Raw genomic sequence first — 26,067 nt, 5'->3', positions numbered from 1 at the left:
ATAAGCCTCTTAAAGTGTGGTTTTCTTACCATTAACTGTCAGAGATACGCTGTATTTATGATTTGGCTGATATGTAAAATTATTAAGAGAATAGCTTCGTGCCTGCTCCGCAAGAATATAACCATTCACAGTATTTACTTTAATGGGATAACTTTTATTCGCTGTTGTATCAACAAGCATTAGATTATTTAAAAGCGCATGCCGATTTCCAATATTGCTTATATTTAAGGAAGGCGCTTCCTGATTTGTATCAATTTTCCAAGTCAGTTTAGTGATCGCGTCTTTATTTACCACAAATACGGGTAATGATGAGCGAAGTAATACATTTACGCCTTGAGCAGCTTTACGGCTATCAATGGGTTTTGGTAGTTCATCAATAATAATACGATAAGTTTTTTCACCAGAAATAGGTGTTGGATTAATTCTAACTACACGTAAGTTATAAGAATCATTAGACTGTAATTTTAAAAATGGTGGGCTAATTGCAATCTCATCTGTAGGTGTTAACTGATCTTGTCCATTTTTTTGAGTCCATTCAAATACTCGAATCTGCAAATCAGTACTTTCATTTGACTGATTAAATAAACTAATTGAAGACGCATTTTGATGACTTAATATTTCTACATTCACAGGCGAAAGACGGATTGTAGCGGCGTTAATAGTGCTAGATAAAGTTAAGAATAATCCCGTAATAATAAAGATATTTTTTTTCATGATTTACTCAAATATAACTTTTTTTAATGTGTTAGCCCTTTCAAAAAGGGCTAACAATATTTCTAATTTATAAAAATTAATAAGTTACTGTTATTGTTACTGTATCAAGATAGCTACCCGCACTCGGCAGTATAGAACCAGCTGGAATACGGCCATATACGTTAACGGTTTGAACATTACCGGTTCCGGTTCCACTATAGGCAGTCGTTGCAATGCCAATTGCTGTAGCATGTGCAGTATCTGAGAAAAGGTTATAAGGAATATATTCGTTGCTTGTTGCACCACCAATCATACGACGTTGAGTCGTTTGAGCATGTTGCCCAGCATCGAAAGCCAAGGTCCATGGCACAGTGTTGTTACATAGAACTTTGATTGAAGTACCACCTGTTGTTGTGGTGTCTGCATCGACATTACTAGTAAGAGAGCTTAGGGTACCAAAGTCTAAAACGGCATTTGCTGTCGTGCCTGTAGCGGAAGTGTTTAATACACAACTGTTCGTTACTGTTGCTTTAACAGTTAATGTACCTGTTGCTGTTGCTGCATTTGCTGTATTGAGAGAAAATAATCCTACAGCAATCAGTGATAAATGAAAAAAAGTCTTTTTCATAGTCAAAACCTTTTAAATTAAGTTATAAAAACTAATAGATATAAAAATTTAACATTTATTTTTACAATCATTTTTTATTTGACTGCTCCTTTTTAAAGTTTATTTTTTACCCTATTTTAGACATCATACATAAAAACAATTAAAAATCATGCGAGCATTATTATTTTTATTTCAATAAATAACACATAGATACAAATATTAACAATTAAAACACGATTCACCAACATTATTAAAATACAAATATTTGATTTAAAACAATTTAATAAAAACTTAATAAAATTTAATAAGTAAAATTTAAATAAATATGTCAAAAATTGAGATAATTTTATGAGATCAAATGCTAACAATTAAAGAATTACTTAATTTAATTCTAATATTATCAAGTCTATCTAATTTTAAATTTTAAACTATTACTTAAAGATATATTTAAAATAAATTATAAATTAAAAAAATATAAAATAATGAGCAGTAGAGCTAAAGATACCTCTCCATAAGGAAAACATTATTTCTTTTAAGTGTTAGCCCCTGTAAAAATATAAAAAAATAAAGGCCTCTTACGAGACCTTTATTTAGTTTATTTAAATCTAATTAAACGCTTAACATACTATTTAAAGTTTCAGAGACGTTTTTCGATTTCACTTTAGGCTGCAATGCTTGTAAAGCTTGTTGCACTTGAGTTCGCTGAGGTTCCGCAAGTGTGTACCAACGTGACAATACCTGTAACAGGCGTGAACCTAAAATTGGGTTCTTTTCATCAAGATATTGTGCAAGATTAATAAAGTGAGCTACACCAAAGCCCCACGTGTTTTCAGGGTTATTTGATACCCCTCCACTCACCGCACGAATACGGTTTGGAGTTGTTAAATCATAGTCAGGATGATGAGTTAGGTACTCGATTGTTTCTGCTGTCGCATTTGGGTTTGCTGCCTGAATCATGAACCATTGATCTAAAGATAAAGCTTCATCTTTGAAACGGTCATAAAAATCAGCAAGCGCATCTTGAGCTTGAGGTGCATTTTGCCAAACCAATACACGTAACGCCCCTAAGCGTTCAGACATATTTCCGGTGTTTTGGTATTGCACGTGTGCAAGTTCAAATGCAGTTTGATCACCCTGACGAGCCATCATCATCAGCATAATGTTCTTTAACGCACGTACACCCATAGCTAAAGAAAATTCTTTTTGCAGGTCTGGGTCAAGCGTAAGGTAAGTATCTTTCCAGAATGCGCCTAACTCTTGTGCTAAACGATTAAGTAAAGCTTCACGTTTTACATGAATATCAGCTGGTGCATAGTTCTGATCGATACGACTACCCAAATAACCTTCACTTGGTACATCAAATAAACGCGATGCTAAAAGCGGGTCACGGCCAACTAGTTCAGGTAAAGTGCTTTGAATAGCTTGAATGTACGCATCAGCAGAATGGTCTTCTAGCAAAATACGTTCAAGCAAGGTTTGGGTTGCTTGCCACTGATTAAAACCATTCTTTTCATGCTGAATTAAGAATGCTAATTCTTCATCGGTATAATCAAACACAAGATTTACAGGTGCCGAAAAATTACGAAGTAGCGACACCACTGGTTGCTCAGTCACGCCAGTAAATTCAATGATTGCTTCATCTTGGTCGAACAAGTACACGCCATCTTTAACATCATTTGCGAATAGGCTTTCACTATGCAATGTATATTGCTCACCTGTTTTCGCATTAAAGAGTGCCAAAGCTACAGGAATCGGAACAGCTTTTAAATTTGGGTACTTAGGATGTGCTTTTAGGCTTTGTTTAAAGCTTAAACGGTAAGTTTGTGCTGCTGCATCATATTCACCTTTTGCTTCAAGCTTTGGCGTTCCCGGCTGGTTATACCAAGTTAAGAATGCAGATAAATCTACACCAGAACCCGCAGTTAAAGCAGCAACCCAATCTTCTACAGTTACAGCTTGTCCATCATGACGGCGGAAATATTCGTCGGTTCCTTGACGGTATTTTTCCTTACCAAGTAAAGTCGACATCATGCGGTTAATTTCCGCACCTTTCTCATAAACAGTTGCTGTATAGAAGTTATTAATTTCTACAAAGTGGTCTGGACGTGGCGGATGTGACAGAGGACCTGCATCTTCAGGGAACTGGTGTGATTTAAGCACAGCGACATCATCAATACGTTGAACCGCAGCAGATTGTAAATCTTCAGAGAAAGATTGATCACGGAATACCGTTAAGCCTTCTTTTAAGCAAAGTTGGAACCAGTCACGGCAAGTAATACGGTTACCTGTCCAGTTATGGAAATATTCATGGGCAATCACAGACTGTACACGCATAATCGCTGCGTCAGTTGTGTATTCTTCATCAGCAAGCACGCATGACGTATTAAAGATATTTAAACCTTTATTTTCCATTGCGCCCATGTTGAACTGGCTTACCGCAACAATCATATAGTTGTCGAGGTCATAGGCACGACCATAGTGTTCTTCATCCCAACTCATAGAATGCTTTAATGCTTCCATCGCGATATGGCATTTTGGAATATCTTTCTCAATGGCATAAATTTCTAAAGCAACATCACGCCCTTCAGATGTCGTATAACGATCTTTAAGTACAGCTAAATCACCAATGACACAAGCAAACAAATAGCTTGGTTTTTTAGTCGGGTCTTGCCAAATTGCAAAGTGGCGATTTTCACCAACCTCACCTGTTTCAAGCAAATTACCATTAGCAAGTAAAACTGGATATTTTTTGTCTGCTTCTACACGTGTAGTAAAGACTGAAAGTACATCTGGACGGTCTGGATAGAACGTAATTTTGCGGAAACCTTCAGGTTCATTTTGCGTTACAAATAAGTCATCGGCTTTATATAAGCCTTCTAATTGAGTATTCGTTTCAGGATGAATAGTCACTTGTGTTTGTAAAATGACTTCAGCTGGTGCGTTAGCGATCACCAATTGCTCACTATCGAGCAAATATTGTGCAGAAGTAAGAATTTGTCCATTTAACTGAACAGATTGCAACTCAAGATCACGACCTAGCAAAACCAAATCGCCCTCAGTTTGGCGCTTCATAACAAGTGTTGAATCAACAATCGTTTTATCATCATATACTTGAATATCAAGATTAATTGATTCAACCAAGAACGCAGGTTTTTGATAATCTTTTAAATAAACTGTTTGATCTGCCTGAACTGGAGGCTGCGCCGCAATATTCATCTTTATTCCTTATATACTCGTCTAAAACGGCAGTATGAGTCGCCATGAAATATCATACGCCAAGTCATACATACTGTATTTGCTTACCTTTATAAAATTAATGGGACTTCATTGATACATTTCAAATTAGAATCTGGTTTTATTAGCACAGATTAGACCAAATTTACGATAATCGTTGTTTATATAAGCAATCTATACAATAAAAATAAAACACCTTTAGCTTTTAACATTTTTTAGAGTCAGCTTACATTTTGGGCATGGTTCTTGCCTAATTAAATAGACCAATATGGGTATTTCAATAAGAGCAAGAGGTGTCAATATGGAATTAAAAGCACATTTTCATCGTTTAGAAAATATTAAAGCGATTCATGATTTACATGCTGCAGGACTCGATCATCATGTGATTGCAGTGTTCTTATCTGCGGAAGGTATTTCTATAACGACTCAGGAGGTTAGCTCCATTGTGAATACTTACGATGCACTGGGCAAAGTAAAATTACCAAGTAAAAAAGTACAGGCACTTATTCATGCCAAAAAACTTGGACAGAATGATGAGAACTTGCCGTGCCCTGTTTAATCAATAATTTAACTCGCAATAAAGACCTAAAATCCCAACATAAATTTTAGGTCTTTTTATTTTAACAACAAACGGAACTAGCAATCTCAGCCATATACAGCACGGCTGTGTATAATAGCCACATCATTTTTTATTTTATGTTCGGAGCAAAATGGCCTTACAAATTCTACAGAAACAACTGGATGAAAGTAGCCATTGTCCTCTCTGCCAAGCTTCAATGTACTGGGTAGATGCCGAGCAATTTGAACAAGACATTCAATTTCATGAATGCAGTCATTGTCAGCACCGCATATTTAAAGACGAAAAAATGACTTGCCACTGTGAAACGTGTACCAAACAGCGTAAAAAGCTTTTACAGCAAACACGCTTACAAGAACAACGCCAATTTAAATCAAAAGAACAGCCACAACGCAGTCTAGAACAACTCAGTTTTTTGCATAAACTTTTCTTGCTGAGTCTTTTAGATGAATATGCGCGTGAAGAAATCACTCATGATGAATATATTCATTGGGACAAAATTAAGTATCATCAGATCACCCCTAACTGGATGTTTCAGAGCTATTTAATTAAACAGTTGCATAAAGATGGCATTTTGAATGCAAATGATCAAACTGAAGATCCGCAGTGTTTTTATTTAAATATTCGTTTAGATGGCTACAGTGATCCAAGTTTATTTAGTGTGGCTCAACAACTACGTAATTGGTTTTATGAAAATTTAAGTTTCGGCGTTCCCTTTCGTAGTGCCGATGAAGTTAAAGATGTACTTTTTCAGGTGCTCTATCAGGAAATTATCCAGTTCATGCAATTTTATTGCCGAACTTGGGGCATCCAGATTGCAGGGAATTCAAATTTCCAAAGCTTTTGCTATCGCTTAATGGAATCATTGGCGATTGGACAGATCTATTATTTGATTCAAACGGCACTCGAATATCTTTATAAACAAAAAGCTTTGCAGCCTCGCAATGAGAAATTTATTAACACCAATTTGTTAAAGAAAACGTTAGAGCAATACCGTGAGAGAGCCTTAACTGAAAAGTGGGAAACCTCTATGCTGCCTCGTCCTCATAATATTCCATATAGTAAAATGAGTTATATTTTGCTTAACCGTTTCTTAGGTTATGACGAACAAATATTTGTACAACCTGTATGGAAAGCATGGCGCAAAATTGAACCACGTTTAAATTTTTATTCTGTCAAACGTTGTATGCATTGTGGTTCAAATGATTTAACTGTTGATTATGATGCAGCAGATTATGTTTCTTTGATTTGCCAAAAATGTAAGCATCAAGACCACTATTTTACCCACTAAACCTATCATCACTTTAGCTTACTAGGGATCATAATATGACATCGACATCTAGTTTGATTGAACAGGTCATTGAAGCTTGGCAGAACATGCAGGCAAAAACGCCTCTTGTGCAATGTATTACCAATAGCGTTGCGGCTAACTATACAGCCAATGTGTTACTCGCTTCTGGTGCTTCACCTGCGATGATTGATAATCCTTATGAAGCAGAAAGTTTTACCAAAATTTCATCGGCTTTAAGCATTAATTTAGGCACCCCGACTTCAGAGCAAATGCAGGCCATGCAAATCTCTGCAAAAACAGCACAGCTTAATAACATTCCATGGGTGCTTGATCCGGTGGGCTATGGGCCAGTTTTAGCTTGGCGTAGTCAAATGACAGATGAACTTTTACAGTTTAAGCCTAGCGTTATTCGTGGTAATGCATCAGAAATCAGTACACTTGCAGGTAATCAAGTTCAATCTAAAGGTGTTGATAGTACCCTAAGTAGTGATGATGCCTATCGACAAGCTTACGCGCTATTAGTACATACAGGCTGTATCGCAATTTCAGGTGAGTCCGATTACATTTTATCTAAAGAACTAGATGTCGTTATCCAAGTTAACGGTGGTAGCCCCTTACAACCCAAAATTACAGCAACTGGTTGTGCTTTAGGTGCGTTAATCGCTGCCTATAGTGCGGTAACGACGCCAACCATTGCAGCGCTTTCAGCCCATGTACATTTTTCAATTGCGGGTAAACTTGCTGCCAATCAGGCACAAACCATGGGAAGTTTTAGTAACATCTTTATGGATTATATCCATATGTTAGATGCCAACCTGATTGAGCAATATGCAAATATAAAGCTGTTTGGCTTAAAGGCATAACTGCAAGTTATGCCTTTATCACCCTACTCTCATTTTAAAAGTAAGTAGATATCTGTAATAAGGTCACATTCTTTCACATCATGCACAAAGTTATGATAGTGAAAGAAAACTGGATATTCCCCTGCTTCTTCGGGTTGCTCAGGTAACCAGTTTCTAAAGATGTAATAAACACTATCTTTAATCTGGTCATGGCTACCCAAATGTCTTACGGTTGCATAACGACCCGCAGGAATTTCACCTGTTTGTACACCGTAACTATTTTCGGGTATAGCCTTTTCAATTGAACCAGCAATATCAAATCGAAACTCGTCAGACGGAGTCTGCTCAGGGTCAGCAAACGGAATCCCGTAAGTTCTAGACTTGGTCACAGGCGATAAACCTGTTTCTTTACGCCAAGCAATAAAACGCGCAGCCGTTTCAAAGACTTTATCAGGACTACCTAAATGCGATAGATAGGCAATCTTTTCAGCAGGACGCTCAACAATATTTACATTCATTTTTAGCTCACTTTTTGGAATCGTAAAAACAAACTTCTGGCGCCAAGATTCCCAGTCCGGTTTATCTCTAAAAGCCCGAGGAGTTTGATCAAATGAACGCTTAAATGCACGAGTAAATGCCTCTGGACTATCAAACCCTGCTTGTAATGCAATCTCAATAATTTTGAGATCGGGTTCAAAAGCCAATTGAAAAGAGGCCCGCTTTAAACGAGAAAGTTGAATAAACTTCATCACATTTAAACCAATATGAACGGCAAAAATACGATGAAAATGAAATTTGGATAAGGCTGCAATCTGGCTCAATCTATCAACATCTAAATCTTCATCTAAATGTCTTTGAATATAATCGCAAACCAGTTGCAGCTTTTGTGTATATACAGCCATACATTTATGTCTGTTCATTCGATAGCACTACTTTTACATAGTGCTGATCTCTATTCTTGATCGAAATTGCGCTTTTTAAAATTATACAACTTGCTTAAAATAATCTTCTTTTGGCATATCAACAAGTTCAACACACAATTGAATTTCTTTATTAAACTCTTGTTGTAGATAATTTTTATTGCTGAGTGCCGCTAACAACTGATCACCCATCAGCTGTTTTTGCTCTGCATTTCTTCCCGACAAAATATAAACTTTTACATGAATATAAGCCTGTTCTAGTCCCAAACCAATTAGGAAAACATCATCTTTACGCGCACGGCTTTTAATGTCTTCTGGACTAAACAACTCTGTTTCAATGAGCGTTGTATTAATTTCTTCAAGTAATTGTTTTGCGTTTAATCCAGTTAAGTTATCTGAATAATCAACTACAATGTGCGGCATAGCCACCTCAATTTATGTAATAAGTAATTAAGCTAATTAAACTTTACTCAATAAATAATAAAGCTAATCGAACCTGATCATATCCCATTCGAGGACTGGTTGCTTCAACGATTGGTCTTAGTTTGATCGAACCATCATCAGAAAAATGATCTGGATTTTGGCGTTTTTTCAGTTTCTTATAAATTTTTCGGATTTCTTCCACCACTTCTTCCCCAGGATGGGCAACCGAAATATCCAGTTTTTGTTCTTTATGCAGTCGAGCCAAATGGTTAATGATTGTCGCTGGGGTAAGGCCACGTTCATGTGCAATATCTTCAATCTCATAGCCTTCTTCAAACAACGCACGTGTTTCGTCTAGCGTTGCCGAGGCATAATTTTGTTTCGCACCTTTTGAAAGTTTTTTCTCATTACGAGAAATCTCAGTTTCATTTAAAGTTCCGCCACAATGACGAATAAATGCTTTGTGCTGAGCAGTTAAATCTACATCTGCAAAGTTGTCTTCTGCTTCTTTAGACAACTCTTGGAAACGACGATCGGCTTTCACAGCCAAACTATCTAGCTCTAGAGCTTGCTCGTTAATCCCTAATAACTTTAATCCAGTTAAAGATTTCAAACGTGAAAGCGCAACATAACCCTGACCTTTTTCAAAGGTGTTCATGAGGTTAATTTCAGCAGCTTCTAAGGTCATCCCTTGGCTTTTATGAATGGTAATCGCCCATGCCAAACGAAGTGGAATTTGCTGGAAACTGGCAATCACTTTACCTGCATCATTTTCAACTGACCAAGTTTCAGGCGCAACCAGCAATGTCGTGCCATCGGTCAATTTCACCTTTGGTAGCAAACCATTTTCATCATCTTCTTCAAAACCAATGACTTCACCTAAACTCCCGTTGATATATCCCATATCAAAGTTGTTTTTTACAAACATGACTTTTGCATGTTTCTTTAAGGTGAGTTCTTCTGGTGCACGTACCGAAGATTTTAAAGTTTCTACCAGTTTTTCATTACCATCTAAAACCGCATTGAATTGATGCCCTTCATTATCAATTTCATTTAAGTGCTGATAATTGATATTGTCGACATCCATATTGTGCGTATAGAGGCGAGTAAAGGTCTCACCAATATCATGGGAGCGTGATTGACGTAATGCGTGTAAATGATCTGATTGAATATTTTGCGCACGAATAGCATTTAAAATCTGATTTAGAATTTCATCATCTTGGCGATGTTGTTCTGTTAAATAACATACGCGAAATTTAGCTTCGACCCATGCATCAGACATAAAACAGAACTTGTCACGGTTGGCTTCACTATTACGTCCAACTGGTGGCAACTGAAAGAAATCTCCGGCAACAATGACTTGGATACCGCCAAATGCCTCATCGCTTTCTTTAAAATATTTTAAAACCTGATTCACCAGATTAAGCTGTTTTGCATGTAACATCGAAATTTCATCGATGACGAGAACTTGCGCATTTTCAAGGTGTTCCTTGAGATATTTACGCTCTTTCATACGTTTTAGGTCATCATCAGTTAACTGATCTTTAATCCCGATGCCTGCCCATGTATGAATCGTCATGCCGTTCATATGCGTTGCAGCAATACCTGTAGATGCCGTAATTGCTACTGGCACTTTACGTGCTTTTAGGTATTGGATGTACTGATTAAGTGTATAGGTTTTCCCTGCACCAGCCGAGCCGGTTAAAAAGACATTTTCACCTGCTTTAAGCAGTTTAAGCGCAGTTTCCTGTTTCATAATCTCATAAGTACATCTTCAACAGCCCATAGCTTAACGACTTTCCCGAAAAAATTAAATGAATGTGCCAGAATTTCTGTAAAAACCATATAAATCAATAATTAATAATAAAATGATATTTGGTAGGTTTTTGGTAGGTAGGAAAATTAGCGTCACATCACAATACTAAGCCCATGGTGAGGCTCACCTGTAATAACAAACAATGGATTTATGGAAGAAGGAATCACTCCATGGCTTTTAAAAATATTGCAGATCAAACAAACGGTTTTTATATTCCCTGTGTATCACTCTTTGGACCAGGATGTGCCAAAGAAATTGGTACAAAGGCACAAAACCTCGGCGCAAAAAAAGCATTAATTGTGACCGATGCAGGCTTATTTAAATTTGGTGTCGCAGATCTTATTGCAAACTATTTAACTGAAGCAGGCGTTGCGAGCCATATTTTCCCGGGTGCAGAACCTAACCCAACAGATATTAATGTTCATAACGGTGTAAATGCCTATAACGAAAATGGCTGTGACTTTATTGTCTCTCTAGGTGGCGGTTCATCTCATGACTGTGCAAAAGGGATTGGCCTAGTCACTGCTGGCGGTGGCCATATTCGTGACTACGAAGGTATTGATAAAAGCAAAGTCCCAATGACACCACTGATTGCAATCAACACAACGGCTGGTACTGCATCTGAAATGACTCGTTTCTGTATTATTACCAATACAGACACTCACGTAAAAATGGCAATTGTCGACTGGCGTTGTACCCCACTCATTGCAATTGATGACCCGAAACTCATGATTGCAAAACCGGCTGGTCTAACAGCTGCAACGGGTATGGATGCTTTAACTCATGCTGTTGAAGCATATGTGTCTACGGCGGCAAACCCAATTACCGATGCCTGTGCAGAAAAAGCCATCACCATGATTAGCCAGTGGTTACAACCTGCTGTCGCAAATGGTGAAAATATCGAAGCGCGTGATGCAATGAGCTATGCACAATACTTAGCTGGTATGGCATTCAACAACGCATCTTTAGGTTATGTTCATGCAATGGCGCACCAGTTAGGCGGTTTCTATAACCTACCTCACGGCGTATGTAATGCAATCTTGTTACCACACGTGTGCGAATTTAACTTAATTGCCTGTCCAGATCGTTACGCAAAAATCGCAGATTTAATGGGTGTAAAAACTCATGGACTGACGGTGATGGAAGCTGCATATGCTGCAATTGATGCCATTCGTAAATTGTCGGCATCGATTGGTATTCCATCTGGATTAACAGAGCTAGGGGTAAAAACTGAAGACCTTGCGGTTATGGCCGATAACGCTCAAAAAGATGCATGTATGCTGACCAATCCACGTAAAGCAAATCATGCACAAGTTGTGGAGATTTTCAAAGCAGCACTTTAATCTTGATGTAATGGCACATCCCTCTAGTAAGTCAAACCCTCCGACCGTTGACTTACTTTTTGGGGAATACTTAGCTCCAGCGGTATTCCCTTTTTTTAAACCTCTATTCCAATCCAACCTCTAAACCTGATTGACAATTCTCCCATTTCATTGAAGGATACTCAGCATGTCTTAAATACAATAGCTCGATAAAAATGAATACATCCTCAGCTACTCAAAATTATGTTCCAGATATTTTAGGTACTGGCTACGAACAGCTCACACTAAACTTTCCTGATGATTATGAAGGTAAAGTTGTTGCCACACTGGTTCGTAAAAAGGCCGCTCAATCTACTCAAAAAGCTGTGCTGTATATTCATGGTTTTTTAGATTATTTCTTTCAAACTGAAATGGCTGAACAATTCAATGCGCATGGTTACGACTTCTATGCCTTGGATTTAAGAAAATATGGTCGTTCCAAGCTACCCCATCAAATCTTCTATAATGTGCTTGATTTAAGTGAATACGATGCCGAAATTACTCAAGCATTAGATATCATTGCTAAAGAACAGCACACACAAGTATTGCTTGCAGGTCATTCAACAGGTGGTCTGACAGCAACGCTTTATGCTGCCCATCACCCAAACCACCCTCTGATTAAAGCACTTTGGGCAAATAGTCCGTTTTACGACTTTAATTTAAGTTTGGTCGAAAAGAAATTTGGTATTCCAATGCTCAGCCGAGTAGGAAAATATCTACCTAAAGTTAAATTCCCAAGCCAACTGAACAAATGGTACACCGCAAGCCTTCACAAAGAACTTAAAGGCGAATGGGACTTTAATCTGGACTGGAAACCAACGTCTGCCCCTACTGTTCAACTCAGCTTTGTACATGCGATTCATACGGCACAAAAAGAAATACATCGCGGGGTTAAACTCAATGTTCCCGCACTAATTATGCATTCTCATCAGACTAAAAACCCTAAAAAATGGGGAGTTGATGCGACTCAAAGTGATGTGATTTTAGATGTTAAAGACATTGAAAAACACGGTAAAAAAATTAAAGGAGATGTCTCTGTTGTCTCTATTCACAATGGCTTGCATGATTTAGTCCTTTCGGTCCAGCCAGTACGAGAACAAGTTTATCAACAGTTGTTCCAGTGGCTGGATCAAAAAATCACTTAACTGAGCTTAGGTGAATCAAGGTATTTCATCAGCAATTGATGCGCGGGATGTTCACTCGGTACTAACTCCATAAGACGTTCTACCGCATCAATTGCTTCGGGGAAATGAGCTAAATGCTTAAGTAATAAATCTGTTTCTTGCGTTTTAAAAATTGCATCGCTCAAGCGCGATTCAAGGCAGTCACGCCATGCACATAAAAACGGGCTTTCCGTTTTTGCCAGAAAAACACCTGTGTAAAGCTGCAAAGCAGAAGCCGCATATCCAGCATCCAGTGCCTGTTCAGCTTGTAAAAAATCTGCTTCAACATGTACAAGCAAACGATATGGCCGAGATCCGAGTAAACCACCCAAAATATCTCGAAGTTGAGACATTTCAGCTTTAAGTGTGCCCATACTTACTTTACGTTCGCCATACAGCGCCTGATAAAGATGCTCTAAAGTTAAGCCATGTGGACATAACGCCAATATCGTCAAAATTTCAATTTGACGTGGTGTTAATAATAAACTTTTGCCATTAAATTTAACTTGTGGCGTCGAAAATGCACGAATATGTAATTGCTGACGCTGCTGCTCTAGCAAGGCAGATTGAATAATTGATGCACAACGTTCGGCAGCCAATATTCCTAAACTATTATGGTTCTTCCAAGTAGTCGATAAATCAACGACACCTAGAGTTTGTTTTGAGTATGGATCGATAATTGGCGCGGCATAGCACACCCAATCATGAATCGATTCCATATAATGTTCATTAGAAAAAACACAACTTGATTGCTGAGTTTTTAAAGACAAAGCCAATGCATTGGTGCCAACAAATTCTTCACGCCATTGCCCACCCTGCACAAAGTGAACACGCTCAGCTGCACTTTGCATTTGAGCACTTGTTGCCGTCCAAATGATCGTACTACCAATGTCACCAACGGCAATTACCATTGAGGATTGCTCTGCAATATGACGTAAATCATCGGCACACTGACTTAAAGCCATATCTAAAGCATTTTGTGAAGCAGATTTTTTCTCGACTAATGGAGCCGCAAAACGCTCTTTAGGAATCGCAGCAGAGGCTGACCGTTCCCATGAGCTTGCAATACTTTGACCCAGTTTGGCAGCATTTTGAGGAGAGAGACTATTTTGCGTACGCAGTTGATCAATCAACGTCCGTTGCTGCAATAAATCCTTTTTTGTGAACATTTGTAAATTCCTTATATATCCACATTTCTATTCCAACCTTTCTCCAACCTTCTTCTTTATATCCTAATTATACAAAGTACGAAAGTACCTACTGACAGGGTTCTTGTTAGTCTTTAGTCCTAAAAAGCAAAGGAATATTTATATGCGCTATATCGATCCAAATCAACCAGGCTCAAAAGTTCAATTTAAATCACAATATGAAAATTTTATTGGCGGTGAATGGGTTGCACCTGTAAAGGGTGTATATTTTGATAATGTATCTCCTGTTGATGGAAAAGCTTTCACCCGTATTCCACGCTCTAGTGCCGAAGATATTGAACTCGCTCTAGATGCAGCACATAAAGCGAAAGCAACATGGAATAAAGCCTCACCAACGGTACGCTCTAATATACTTTTAAAAATTGCTGATCGTTTAGAAGCAAATCTTGAAATGCTTGCTGTTGCAGAAACTTGGGATAACGGTAAAGCGGTTCGTGAAACTTTAGCAGCAGACCTTCCACTTGCGATTGACCATTTCCGTTATTTCGCAGGTTGTATTCGTGCTCAAGAAGGTGGCATCTCTGAAATTGATGAAGATACCATTGCCTACCATTTTCATGAACCACTTGGTGTAGTTGGCCAAATCATTCCATGGAACTTCCCAATTTTAATGGCAGCATGGAAACTTGCTCCTGCTCTAGCGGCTGGTAACTGCGTTGTAATTAAACCAGCAGAGCAAACACCAGTAGGTATTTTACTGGTTGCTGAACTCATCCAAGATATCTTACCGCCGGGTGTACTCAATATTGTCAATGGTTTCGGTTCAGAAGTCGGCCGTCCTTTAGCGACAAACCCACGTATTGCAAAAATTGCGTTCACAGGTTCAACTCAAACTGGACAAATGGTGATGCAATATGCGACTGAAAATATTATTCCAGTCACCTTAGAACTTGGCGGTAAGTCACCAAACCTTTTCTTTGAAGATATCATGGATAAAGAAGATGACTTCTTAGAAAAAACACTTGAAGGTTTTGCGATGTTTGCCTTGAACCAAGGTGAAGTATGTACTTGCCCTTCTCGTGCTTTAGTACAAGAAAGTATTGCTGATCAGTTCTTGGAAATGGCCGTCGAGCGTGTAAAACGTATTAAAACTGGTCATCCACTTGATACTGAAACGATGATTGGTGCTCAAGCATCTCTACAACAACAAGAGAAAATCTTACGTTGTATTAACACTGGTCGTGAAGAAGGTGCAGAGCTCTTACTTGGCGGTAGCGGCCGTAAAGAAGTAGGCGATGGTTACTATGTTGATCCGACTATTTTTAAAGGTCACAATGGCATGCAAGTTTTCCAAGAAGAAATTTTTGGACCTGTACTTGCTGTGACAACGTTCAAAGACTTTGACGATGCAATTAAAATTGCCAATGACACCATGTATGGTTTAGGTGCAGGTGTATGGTCACGTTCAGCTCACATTTCTTACCGTGCTGGTCGTGCTATTGAAGCGGGTCGTGTCTGGACAAACTGCTACAACATCTACCCTGCACATGCTGCATTTGGTGGTTACAAGAAGTCTGGTATTGGCCGCGAAAACCATAAGATGATGCTAGATCACTATCAACAAACTAAAAACTTGCTGGTGAGTTATTCAACTAAACCAATGGGCTTCTTCTAAGTTTCGCACCAAGTTGATACCAAGCTATCAACACTAGAAAGAAATAAGATGCCTAATTATATAAGAAGCCAGTAATTTAGATTGCTGGCTTCTTCATTTATGATTGTTAAGCTTGAATTTTTATCATTTAGAATAAAAAAGCTCTATCTACTCTCTGAAGTGCTTCATTTAGGCATTGCTTTTGCATTGATTCATACAAACCCACTCGCAGGAGTATTGTATGAATCAACCAGAAACAGCTTCCGTCATTTCTTCAGGCACAGAAGTCTCATCAGCAGAATATTTTGCTCAGCGTCAACTCAAACAAGGTACGGTTGGTTGGTTACTCCTGATTGGTTTAGGCGTAGCTTATGTGATATCTGGTGATTTTGCCGGCTGGAACTTTGGCATAGCCCAAGGTGGCTGGGGTGGTATGTTTATTGCCACTGCACTCGCTGCAATTATGTACCTATGCCTATGTCTTTCTATGTCAGAAATGTCCACCATGATGCCAACAGCAGGCGGCGGTTATAGTTTTGCGCGTGCTGCTTTTGGTCCTTTTGGGGGCTATTTAACAGGAACAGCTATTTTAATTGAATACGCAATTGCCCCTGCGGCGATTGCTGTATTTATTGGTGGTTATTGCGAATCTTTATTTGGTATTAATGGCTGGATGATTTACCTCGCCTGCTATGCCATTTTTATGGGCATACATCTGAAAGGTGCCGGCGAAGCCTTAAAAATTATGTTTGCGATTACACTTGTCGCAGCTGTTGCTCTGGTTGTCTTTATTGTGGCAATGGTTCCACATTTTAATACACAAAATTTATTAGATATTCCTGTTGGCACAGCAGCTGGTGCAAGTCGTTTTCTACCTCATGGCTATTTAGGCATCTGGGCCGCTGTTCCTTTTGCAATCTGGTTTTTTCTTGCAGTTGAAGGTGTGCCATTAGCCGCCGAAGAAGCAAAAGATCCAGCTAAATCTCTCCCACGCGGTTTAATCGGTGCAATGCTCATATTAACGGCGTTTGCCATGCTCATTTTATTCTTGGGTGCGGGCGCAGCAGGTGCAAGTACTTTGCAAAACTCAGGCGCTCCCCTCGTCGATGCTCTGGTTAAAGTTTATGGCACCAACACTTGGCTTGCGACTTTTGTTAACTTTGTTGGGTTAGCTGGTTTAATCGCGAGTTTCTTTTCAATTATCTATGCCTATTCACGTCAAATTTTTGCACTCTCTCGTGCTGGTTACTTACCGACTTCACTCTCTTTAACCAATAAAAATAAAGCACCTTATCTTGCGATTATTATTCCGGGCATTATTGGGTTCTTGCTTTCACTCACCAAAGAAGGCGATTCACTGATTTTAATCGCGGTTTTTGGTGCCACCATTTCTTATGTGTTGATTCTTTTATCCCACATCAAACTACGCCTCTCTAAACCCGACATGCCTCGTCCTTATAAAACTCCTGGAGGTATCGTTACTTCAAGTATTGCCTTGGTTCTAGCAGTCGCTGCTGTAGTTGCGGGCTTTGTTGTTAATCCAAAAGTTTGGTTTATTGCTGCCGCTATTTATGTCGTATTTATTGCTTACTTTTTATTCTATAGCCGTTATCATTTAGTGAAAGGTACACCAGAAGAAGAGTTTGCAAATATTAAAGCCGCAGAACAAGAACTATAAAAAGGATGCAACTATGAGTTATCGCAATATTGTCGCCAATCAACATTATCACTTTGCTGACTTGAAGACCTTGATGGCAAAAGCAACGCCATTACGTTCAGGCGATGAACTAGCAGGTGTAGCGGCCAGAGATGCAACCGAACATGTTGCGGCACAAATGACTTTGGCCGATGTACCGCTTAAAACTTTTTTAAATGAGGTTGTGGTCGATTATGAAACTGATGAGATTACCCGTTTAATTATTGATGAACATGATCTGGCAGCCTTTGCCCCTATTGCACACTTTACAGTAGGCGATTTTCGAAATTGGTTACTGGGAGAAGAAGCAACCGCACAAAGCTTAAAAGCATTAGCAGCTGGTTTAACCCCCGAAATGGTAGCTGCCGTCAGCAAAATTATGCGCAATCAAGATTTGATTTATGTCGCCAGCAAATGTGAGGTGATAACCCAATTTCGCAACACGATTGGTTTAAAAGGCCATCTTTCTACCCGTTTACAACCGAACCATCCTACTGATGATGTGCTCGGTATTTCTGCCAGTATTTTAGATGGTTTGATGTATGGCAATGGCGATGCCGTAATTGGCATTAATCCCGCGACAGATAACATACATAATTTGTCAGAGCTACTAAAATTACTTGATCATGTCATTCAGGAATATCAGATTCCGACACAATCTTGTGTACTCACACATATCAGCTCAGGTATTCAACTGGCTGAAAAAAATGTGCCAATTGATTTAATGTTTCAATCAATCGCTGGCACCCAAATGGCAAACGAAGGTTTTGGAATATCACTTGATTTACTACAAGAAGGATATGAAGCCACGCTTGCACTCAAGCGCGGAACTATTGGACAAAACGTCATGTACTTTGAAACGGGTCAAGGCAGTGCCTTATCCAGCAATGCACATCACGGCGTTGATCAGCAAACATTAGAAACTCGCGCTTATGCAGTAGCCCGTAAATACAATCCGCTTTTAGTGAATACAGTCGTTGGTTTTATTGGTCCTGAATATCTTTTTAACGGCAAACAAATTATACGTGCAGGTTTAGAAGATCACTTTTGCGGTAAGTTACTCGGAGTACCCATGGGCTGCGACATCTGCTATACCAACCATGCCGATGCTGACCAAAATGATATGGATGTTCTCCTTACTCTATTTGGTGCCGCGGGCATTAATTTTATTATGGGAATTCCGGGTTCAGACGATGTCATGCTCAATTATCAAACGACCTCGTTTCATGATGCCCTCTACTTAAGACAACTCCTAGGTTTAAAACCCGCTCCTGAGTTTTCAGCTTGGCTTGAACAGCAAGGTATTTTTAAACAGCAAAACTCTCAAATCTGTTGGGCAGACCACATGCCTGACCAATTCTCTCGTCTGCTCATGAACTAGGGAGAAAATTATGAAACTGAACCGTGATATTCAATATCCATCTTCTACCCATCAAGATCAGTGGGAAAAACTTAAACAGTTTACTGATGCTCGTATTGCTCTAGGCCGTGCGGGTTGTAGTATCCCAACACGAGCCTTACTTGAATTTCAGTTGTCGCATGCACAAGCAAAAGATGCGGTTTATCAAGACATGGATGTTACCTATTTATCTGAACAATTAGCGCAAAGACAGCTGCAAAGTCTTCATGTACAAAGTAATGCTCCTAATAAGGAAGTCTATCTTAAACGTCCTGATTTAGGACGTCAGCTTTCAGATCAATCAAAAGATGTCTTAATTAAGAAGTATGCAGAAGGCCCTCAACAATACGATGTTTGTATTGTGGTCGGTGATGGACTCTCTGCAAGAGCAATTGAAGCGAATGCTATCCCATTCATTACCGCGCTAAGTGAGCAAGTTCAGCAAGAAAACTGGGCTCTTGCGCCCATTGCACTGGCAACAGGCAGTCGGGTTGCTTTAGGTGATCAAGTTGCTGAGATCTTTAAGGCACCCATGCTAGTGATGCTCATTGGTGAACGCCCAGGTTTAAGCTCTCCTGACAGTATGGGAATTTACTACACGTGGAATGCATATTCAGGCTGCCTCGATGCCAAACGTAATTGTATTTCCAACGTCCGTTCAGCAGGTTTAAGTATTCCAGTTGCGGTACAACGTTTAATGACATTAATGAAAAAATCAAAACAGCTCGGCTTTTCAGGAGTTAATTTAAAAGATGAGCATCAACTTTCAGATATAGGTCTTGAGGGAACTCAAAAGCTATTATTTTAAACAGTAGAATATGTTTAGGGATTTATCCATAAATAGATAATCCTTTGCATAACAACATCATTTTAACGAAAAATATCAATTTTCAGGTATTGACGATTTATACAGATATTTTCTTCTTTATATTTATCGCTATACTCCACGTATTGATCTTCTATGAATCATTTGTATGAGCACAACAAACGCCTTCCCAAAAACTATTTATGCCATTCAGCATCTTGCTTTCGAAGACTTAGGTTCATTAGAAGATGTCTTTTATCAACTCGGATTTCGCGTCCGTTATTTTGAAGCGGGTGTAGATGATTTAACCCCTGCTTTTGCACATGAAGGTTTAACTATTATTTTAGGTGGTCCAATCGGAGTTTATGAAACTGACGATTATCCATTCTTAAAAGATGAAATCGCTTTACTTAAACAACGTCTGGCAGCTGATAAGCCTACTCTTGGCATTTGCCTAGGTGCACAGCTTATTGCTCATGCACTTGGCGCAAAAGTATATGCAGGGCATCAAAAAGAAATTGGTTGGGGTCCACTGAGCTTAAGCTTACGTGCTAATCAGGTTTTATCTGGTTTGCTTAATAATGTTCATGTTCTACATTGGCACGGCGATACTTTCGATCTACCTGAAAATGCGGTGCTCTTAGCAAGCTCAGATATTTATACCAATCAGGCATTTGAAGTCGGTAATAATATTCTTGCTTTGCAATTTCATATTGAAAGTACTGAAGAACATTTTGAAAAATGGCTCATTGGTCATACATGTGAACTTCGCCATGCAAATATTTCAATTCCAAAACTTCGCGAAGAAAATCAGCAGTATGCTCAAAGCCTCGAACATGCTGCTTTTGACGTTATTCAAAAATTTCTTAAACGAATTGGATATAGTGGTTAATGGCTTTTTATTACTACAAATAAGTTTAAATGCTTTTTTATTAACCAAAAGATAGCTTAATAACCTATCTTTTGGAACATTTTATATTAAATTAAGTCTACTGTTTCACTATACTTTTACTCACAAATATAAATAGTTAAATCATTATGGAAATCCTGAAATTTATTAAAAGCTTTAATACGGTGAATACCTATTTATCGCTAGCATTTATTCTTCTTATCATCATTGTTCTTTATTTCTATGTGGTTAATCCAGCTTAGCTTATTTGCCAAAGCACCATAAAGCATAATATATGTAAGAAAATAGATATAAAAAAGCCCAACTGAATTGGGCTTTTTTATATCTGCTATTTGCTCAAAAACATTTTAAGGGTTTTACTTTTTCTCAGGTTTGAAGCTATCTTTCAAATCGAGAATGCGGTTAAACACTGGTTTTTCAGGTGAATGATCATGTTGATCAGCAACAAAATAACCCTCACGTTCAAACTGGAAACGATCTTCAGGACTCGCTTGTGCCAAAGCAGGTTCAATGACAGCTTCTAATACTTTCATCGAATCTGGATTTAAGTTTGCCAAGAAATCATCACCTGTTTCAGGATCTGCTTCTGTGAACAAACGATCATAAATACGTACTTCAGCAGGAATACCTTTAGTCGCAGATACCCAGTGAATTACGCCTTTCACTTTACGGCCTTCTGGGTTTTTACCTAAGGTTTCAGGATCAATCGAACATTTCAGCTCAATGACTTCACCATTAGCATCCTTAATAACTTCATCACATTTAATGACGTAAGCATGGCGTAAACGCACTTCACCATCAGGAATTAAACGTTTAAAGCCTTTTGGTGGTACTTCTTCAAAGTCTTTACGGTCAATATAGATTTCCTTAGTTAAAGGAATCACACGGTCACCCATATCCACGTTTGGATGGCGAGCGTGGTTAAGATCCATATCTTCTGGCAAATTGGTTAAAGTCACTTTAAGTGGACTTAAAACAGCCATACCACGCGCAGCTGTATTTTCTAAAGATTGACGAATACAAAACTCAAGCATTGCAACATCTACAATACCATCAGTTTTTGACACGCCCACACGCTTACAGAAATCGCGTAAACCTTCTGGCGTAAACCCTCGACGACGCATCCCCACTACTGTTGGCATACGAGGGTCATCCCAACCATTCACATGACCACCTTCCACCAATTTACGTAATTTACGTTTTGATGTAATGGTGTAATCCACGTTTAAACGTGAAGATTCATACTGATGTGGAACTGCTTGAGATTTTACTTTTTCTACAATCCAGTCATAAAACGGACGGTGATCTTGGAACTCTAATGTACAAAGCGAATGAGTAATCCCCTCGATCGCATCAGACAATGGATGAGCATAGTCATACATTGGATAGATTTTCCATTTATCACCTGTCTGGTGATGTTCTGAATGCAATACGCGATATAAAATTGGGTCACGCATGTGTACATTTGGGCTTGCCATATCAATTTTGGCACGTAAAACAGCTCCACCCTCTTTAAATTCGCCACTACGCATTTTTTCAAAACGCGCGAGGTTCTCTTCAACAGATGAATCACGGTATGGTGAATTTTTACCAGGTTCAACAAAATTACCGCGGTTTAACTTAATTTCTTCTGGAGATTGTAAATCTACATAAGCATCGCCTTGCTCAATTAATTGAACAGCCCATGCATATAATTGATCAAAATAACCCGATGCATAGCGTGGCTCACCATTCCAGTTAAAACCAAGCCATTTCACATCGTTAGCGATACCGTCAACATACTCTTGTTCTTCAGCATCAGGGTTTGTATCGTCAAAACGTAAATTACATAAACCATCAAACTCTTCAGCCACACCAAAGTTTAAGCAAATCGCTTTTACATGGCCAATATGTAAATAGCCATTTGGTTCTGGTGGAAAACGCGTTACGATCTGCTTTGCACGACCGGCAGCTAAGTCTTCAGTAATAACTTGGCGAACAAAATCTAAGCCAGCCTGTTGTTCTTGCTGCGCAGAATCGACAGAGGCATGAGTATTCGGTGTCGGGTTATTTGGCAGGCTCGAGACAACATCATTAGGCTTCATAGTGTATCAATCACTTCTTTGTAGATAAAATTTCGAAAAATTTAAACGCTATCTTCATTTTTAACAAAGATTTTAACGTTTTTTACTTGCCTTGTAGTTTACAGTTTGCTTATGCTTCTCTCAACCAAAAACCCATGGTCATAAGCCCATGTTTAGGAGATTAATGTAATGAGTTTTCCTCAAGTCGAATTAAACACCAATAAAGGTCGTATTGTTCTTGAACTGAATGCTGAAAAAGCACCTAAAACAGTAGCAAACTTTTTAGAATATGTACGTGACGGTTTTTATGACGGCGTTATTTTCCACCGCGTCATTGATGGTTTCATGATCCAAGGTGGCGGTATGGATGAAAACTTCAAAGAAAAAGCGACACGTGATTCAATTGAAAACGAAGCTGATAACGGTTTAAGCAACGACGAAGGTACGGTTGCAATGGCACGTACTCAAGCTCCTCACTCAGCGTCTGCTCAATTCTTTATCAACGTGAAGAATAACTCTTTCTTGAACCATACCTCTAAAACTGCTCAAGGTTGGGGTTATGCTGTATTTGGTAAAGTTGTTGAAGGTTTAGACATTGTTGAAGCGATCAAAGGTGTTCGCACTGGCAACCGCGGTTATCACGCTGACGTTCCTTTAGAAAATGTTGTAATCGAATCTGCTAAAATTATTTCTGAATAATTTTAGGATAAAGCTGTGACTTATCTGTTTATCTCAGATTTACATTTGTCACCTGAACACCCTCGACTCGTTCGAGGGTTTTTAGACTTATTGGTGCATTACCAAAATAAAAATACTCAACTCTACATCTTAGGCGACTGGTTTAATGCTTGGATTGGAGATGATTATTCAGCGCCATGGCTTGATGAAATTGTTGAGGCCTTAAAAGACTTTAACCAAAAAGGGAATCAGGTTTACTTTCAAGTCGGTAACCGTGATTTTGCGCTTAATCAGGTTTTCCTCAATAAATTTAATGGCGTCTTACTCCCTGACATTTATTCCCTCAATATCGCAGGACATCAATATCGCCTAGAACATGGCGATGCATTATGTACAGATGATGTTTCCTATCAAAGATTTAAAAAAATTATTCGAAATCCGCTCTTAGTCGCTCTTTTACGCCGAACCCCACTCAGTTTTCGCACTAAATTAGTGAATGGCTTTCGCAAAAGAAGCTCCGCTGATAAACAGCAAAAAAGCTATGAAATCATGGATGTGAATGAGCAAGCTGTTATTTCTGCTTTAGCAAATGTAGACATATTGATTCATGGACATACTCACCGCCCTTCAATTCATCAAGTGCAAGCTAAACAACGAATTGTTCTTGGCGATTGGCGTGAAGATCAGGCTTATATTTTGGAAATTGATCCATCCTCAAATACGCAACAGCTCGAATTGATTGTATGGAATTATTAGCTAGTAATTAGTCACTTTTTATTTCAACTTTCAATTCTTTAATTTTTTTATTTAAATCAGAATCGTAAATCACACACATGCTGGCAATAAATATAAATTTCCAGCTTATATGTGCATGATCGTGATATTCAATGTATAAAATAAGAAGACTCAATACAAATACAAGAATGATAAAGGCTTTAACAATTCTAATTTCTCTCAGCTTACTCTTTGCATCTGTTGGCATTAAATCAATCATTTTCAATATATTACTAAAACTTTACATAAGAGTATTATATTTCTTTATCAAATTACATAGGAAATGTTTTTGAATAAAATAGCGTATGATAACAAAGATTAAATTCTCTCAATTGCCATAAGATTGATATGGAGCACACCTATGGACCTATTGAATTCTGTTAAAAGTCGCTATACAACAAAAGCGTATGATTCTGAAAAGAAAATTCCTCAAGAAAAAATTAATAAACTATTAGAGATTTTACGTTTTTCTCCTTCTTCAGTGAATATACAGCCTTGGCATTTCGTAGTTGCAGACAATCTTGCAGCCAAAGAACGAATTGCAAAAGCCTTAACAGGAAAATATGCCTACAATGCTCCTAAAGTGCTTGAGTCATCACACACACTGGTATTTTGCACAAGAACAGATATTTCAGCTGAATACTTAAACCAACTACTTGAACAAGATGATGTGAGCGGTCGTTTTAAAGATGAAAAAGCTAAATTAGGCCAAAAAGATACTCGCCATGGCTATGTTGAGTTCTATCGAAATGAACAGAAAAATTTATTTGGATGGATGGAAAATCAAACATTCATTGCTCTGGGGCAACTACTTTTTGCTGCGGGTTTAGACGGAATTGATGCAACACCAATGGGCGGTTTTGATGAAGAAATTTTAAATACTGAGTTAGGTTTAACTGAAAAAGGCCTGCGTAGTTCAGTCATTGTTTCTCTAGGTTATCGTAGTGAAAACGATTTCAATGCCAAACTACCTAAATCACGCCTACCAGATGAAGTTATTTTTACCTATTTATAAAATTCGAATAGTTCAAGAGATTCAACTCTCTTGAACTACAAACTCATTGCCCGAGCTAAACAAAGTACGCCACTTATCCCAAATAAAATACCAAAAATGGTAGGCCATTTTAATTTTTCTTTATATAAAATAACGCCGCTTGCAATTCCTAATAACACAACAAGAATATTCATACTTGCAAAAACAATTGCAGGTGAATCTTTTAAAAGAATATGAGCTTTCACATATAAAGCAATATTTAAAAAATTAAGTACACCCAATATCAATCCAGCTATAGCGCTTTTAAGCTGCCATTTTTGGGTTTTCTGCACCAATAAATATGCAATTGATAATATAAAAGCTGTAATAAAAATAAGGTTTAAAGTCAGTGTAAATTGAAGACCTAAACTACTCGTATATTTTAAGAGAATATCTACTGCAGCATATCCACACCAAACACTTAATAGAGCAAAAATTGCTTTTCGAGATTGAGGATTTGAAGAACTACTCATTTGTCCAAAAAGAACAAGTAAAACAGCAAAAATTCCTAAACCTATTCCCCATAGTTTTAATGCATTAAATTGTTCATTAAAGAAGAAATACGCGGCGAGTAAAGAAAGTACGACTGAAAGTCGTTGTGCAACCTCAGTTTTAACAATTCCTGCATATTCTAATGATTTAGCTAAACATAGAAAAATACTGGGCAAAATCAATCCTAATGCAACAATTAACCACCAAGGCGTTTTTTCTATTGAAATATGTTGAATATCAGGCTGAAACCACCAAAAGCAAAGAAGACTTGCACTTGCATAGTTCCATGCAATCATTTGTAGGGGTTGATAACCTTTTTTCTTGAAGTTTTTTAATAGGATGGACACCAAAACACTGCTTAAAGCAGCAGCCAATATTAATATCATCGATTAAAACTCTATTTATTTAAATATATGAGTCATCATGGTCAAATCATGACTTTTGATGAGTTTAATATTTTGAATTAACTTTTAAATAAGCAAAAAAAA

At 38.2% G+C, this 26,067-nt stretch carries 24 protein-coding genes; 14 read left to right on the top strand and 10 right to left on the bottom strand.

From position 1 onward, the window contains the following. Nucleotides 1–9: 9 nt before the first annotated feature. The 3 genes from F935_RS04235 to pepN all read right to left on the bottom strand — a co-directional run bounded on the left by F935_RS04235 (nt 10) and on the right by pepN (nt 4,516). Entirely contained in the window at nt 10–714 is a 705-nt protein-coding gene (locus tag F935_RS04235) for a fimbrial biogenesis chaperone (protein ID WP_016137767.1), read from the bottom strand. A gap of 76 nt (nt 715–790) precedes the next feature. Then, nucleotides 791–1,327: a Csu type fimbrial protein gene (locus F935_RS04230; RefSeq protein WP_212749575.1), complete on the bottom strand. Its 537-nt coding sequence runs from the start codon at nt 1,325–1,327 to the stop codon at nt 791–793. 582 nt (nt 1,328–1,909) lie between these two features. Further along, nucleotides 1,910–4,516: an aminopeptidase N gene (gene pepN, locus F935_RS04225; RefSeq protein ID WP_016137765.1), complete on the bottom strand. Its 2,607-nt coding sequence runs from the start codon at nt 4,514–4,516 to the stop codon at nt 1,910–1,912. 319 nt (nt 4,517–4,835) lie between these two features. Between pepN and F935_RS04220 the strand changes: the two genes are divergently transcribed. The 3 genes from F935_RS04220 to thiM all read left to right on the top strand — a co-directional run bounded on the left by F935_RS04220 (nt 4,836) and on the right by thiM (nt 7,265). Further along, nucleotides 4,836–5,093, top strand: coding sequence for a hypothetical protein (locus F935_RS04220; RefSeq protein WP_016137764.1), 258 nt, complete (start codon nt 4,836–4,838; stop codon nt 5,091–5,093). Nucleotides 5,094–5,244: 151 nt separating this feature from the next. Next, entirely contained in the window at nt 5,245–6,402 is a 1,158-nt protein-coding gene (locus tag F935_RS04215) for a hypothetical protein (protein WP_016137763.1), read from the top strand. Nucleotides 6,403–6,437: 35 nt separating this feature from the next. Continuing rightward, nucleotides 6,438–7,265, top strand: coding sequence for a hydroxyethylthiazole kinase (thiM, locus tag F935_RS04210; protein WP_016137762.1), 828 nt, complete (start codon nt 6,438–6,440; stop codon nt 7,263–7,265). 29 nt (nt 7,266–7,294) lie between these two features. Here thiM and F935_RS04205 read toward each other — a convergent pair whose 3' ends face one another. From F935_RS04205 to F935_RS04195, 3 genes are all read right to left on the bottom strand, one after another. After that, a complete protein-coding gene (locus tag F935_RS04205; RefSeq protein ID WP_035366040.1) occupies nt 7,295–8,146 on the bottom strand; it encodes an AraC family transcriptional regulator in 852 nt (283 codons plus the stop codon). Nucleotides 8,147–8,227: 81 nt separating this feature from the next. Then, nucleotides 8,228–8,587: a 5-carboxymethyl-2-hydroxymuconate Delta-isomerase gene (locus tag F935_RS04200; protein WP_005039756.1), complete on the bottom strand. Its 360-nt coding sequence runs from the start codon at nt 8,585–8,587 to the stop codon at nt 8,228–8,230. 43 nt (nt 8,588–8,630) lie between these two features. Further along, complete coding sequence (locus F935_RS04195; RefSeq protein WP_005039753.1) at nt 8,631–10,343, bottom strand: AAA family ATPase; 1,713 nt, start codon at nt 10,341–10,343, stop codon at nt 8,631–8,633. Nucleotides 10,344–10,573: 230 nt separating this feature from the next. Here F935_RS04195 and mdh point away from each other — a divergent pair, with 230 nt between their 5' ends. Together mdh and F935_RS04185 are read left to right on the top strand one after the other, a co-directional pair. Next, complete coding sequence (mdh, locus tag F935_RS04190) at nt 10,574–11,746, top strand: iron-dependent methanol dehydrogenase (protein ID WP_016137760.1); 1,173 nt, start codon at nt 10,574–10,576, stop codon at nt 11,744–11,746. 194 nt (nt 11,747–11,940) lie between these two features. Then, entirely contained in the window at nt 11,941–12,909 is a 969-nt protein-coding gene (locus F935_RS04185) for an alpha/beta hydrolase (protein WP_016137759.1), read from the top strand. On the opposite strand, the gene F935_RS04180 is transcribed toward F935_RS04185, so the two are convergent. After that, nucleotides 12,906–14,096, bottom strand: a complete 1,191-nt coding sequence (locus F935_RS04180) for a helix-turn-helix domain-containing protein (RefSeq protein ID WP_003652386.1) — start codon at nt 14,094–14,096, stop codon at nt 12,906–12,908. The two genes, F935_RS04185 and F935_RS04180, sit on opposite strands and share 4 nt — an antisense overlap. Before the next feature lie 142 nt (nt 14,097–14,238). Between F935_RS04180 and F935_RS04175 the strand changes: the two genes are divergently transcribed. The 6 genes from F935_RS04175 (at nt 14,239) to F935_RS18975 (ending at nt 20,781) form a co-directional block, all read left to right on the top strand. Continuing rightward, nucleotides 14,239–15,750 carry an acetaldehyde dehydrogenase ExaC gene (locus F935_RS04175; RefSeq protein ID WP_016137758.1) on the top strand — a complete coding sequence of 504 codons (1,512 nt, stop codon included), beginning with the start codon at nt 14,239–14,241 and terminating at the stop codon, nt 15,748–15,750. 220 nt (nt 15,751–15,970) lie between these two features. Next, entirely contained in the window at nt 15,971–17,407 is a 1,437-nt protein-coding gene (eat, locus tag F935_RS04170) for an ethanolamine permease (protein WP_016137757.1), read from the top strand. A gap of 13 nt (nt 17,408–17,420) precedes the next feature. After that, the gene (locus tag F935_RS04165) at nt 17,421–18,806 is read left to right on the top strand and encodes an ethanolamine ammonia-lyase subunit EutB (RefSeq protein WP_016137756.1); all 1,386 of its coding nucleotides are present in this window, start codon (nt 17,421–17,423) and stop codon (nt 18,804–18,806) included. Between the two features lie 10 nt (nt 18,807–18,816). Beyond that, nucleotides 18,817–19,632, top strand: a complete 816-nt coding sequence (gene eutC / locus F935_RS04160) for an ethanolamine ammonia-lyase subunit EutC (RefSeq protein ID WP_016137755.1) — start codon at nt 18,817–18,819, stop codon at nt 19,630–19,632. Between the two features lie 166 nt (nt 19,633–19,798). After that, nucleotides 19,799–20,521: a glutamine amidotransferase gene (locus F935_RS04155; RefSeq protein WP_016137754.1), complete on the top strand. Its 723-nt coding sequence runs from the start codon at nt 19,799–19,801 to the stop codon at nt 20,519–20,521. Between the two features lie 146 nt (nt 20,522–20,667). Further along, the gene (locus F935_RS18975; protein WP_080592263.1) at nt 20,668–20,781 is read left to right on the top strand and encodes a hypothetical protein; all 114 of its coding nucleotides are present in this window, start codon (nt 20,668–20,670) and stop codon (nt 20,779–20,781) included. A 114-nt stretch (nt 20,782–20,895) separates the two neighbouring features. On the opposite strand, the gene F935_RS04150 is transcribed toward F935_RS18975, so the two are convergent. After that, on the bottom strand, nt 20,896–22,623 hold the full coding sequence (locus F935_RS04150) for a glutamine--tRNA ligase/YqeY domain fusion protein (RefSeq protein WP_016137753.1): 1,728 nt from the start codon (nt 22,621–22,623) through the stop codon (nt 20,896–20,898). Nucleotides 22,624–22,791: 168 nt separating this feature from the next. Between F935_RS04150 and F935_RS04145 the strand changes: the two genes are divergently transcribed. Next, entirely contained in the window at nt 22,792–23,301 is a 510-nt protein-coding gene (locus F935_RS04145; protein ID WP_016137752.1) for a peptidylprolyl isomerase, read from the top strand. 15 nt (nt 23,302–23,316) lie between these two features. Then, nucleotides 23,317–24,036 (top strand): UDP-2,3-diacylglucosamine diphosphatase, encoded by a 720-nt coding sequence (locus F935_RS04140; RefSeq protein ID WP_016137751.1) that lies wholly within the window; start codon nt 23,317–23,319, stop codon nt 24,034–24,036. Between the two features lie 7 nt (nt 24,037–24,043). Here the strand turns inward: F935_RS04140 and F935_RS04135 are convergent, their stop codons facing one another. Then, nucleotides 24,044–24,274: a hypothetical protein gene (locus F935_RS04135; protein ID WP_016137750.1), complete on the bottom strand. Its 231-nt coding sequence runs from the start codon at nt 24,272–24,274 to the stop codon at nt 24,044–24,046. Between the two features lie 141 nt (nt 24,275–24,415). On the opposite strand from F935_RS04135, the gene nfsB reads away from it, so the two are divergent. Next, nucleotides 24,416–25,069 carry an oxygen-insensitive NAD(P)H nitroreductase gene (gene nfsB, locus F935_RS04130; protein WP_016137749.1) on the top strand — a complete coding sequence of 218 codons (654 nt, stop codon included), beginning with the start codon at nt 24,416–24,418 and terminating at the stop codon, nt 25,067–25,069. Between the two features lie 35 nt (nt 25,070–25,104). Here the strand turns inward: nfsB and F935_RS04125 are convergent, their stop codons facing one another. After that, nucleotides 25,105–25,965: a DMT family transporter gene (locus F935_RS04125; RefSeq protein ID WP_016137748.1), complete on the bottom strand. Its 861-nt coding sequence runs from the start codon at nt 25,963–25,965 to the stop codon at nt 25,105–25,107. Nucleotides 25,966–26,067: the final 102 nt, after the last annotated feature.

Source organism: Acinetobacter calcoaceticus ANC 3811, assembly GCF_000399665.1.
GTDB classification, from domain to species: domain Bacteria; phylum Pseudomonadota; class Gammaproteobacteria; order Pseudomonadales; family Moraxellaceae; genus Acinetobacter; species Acinetobacter calcoaceticus_B.
Note: the sequence above shows the minus strand (reverse complement) of the source record. Positions and strands in the feature narration are given on the sequence as shown.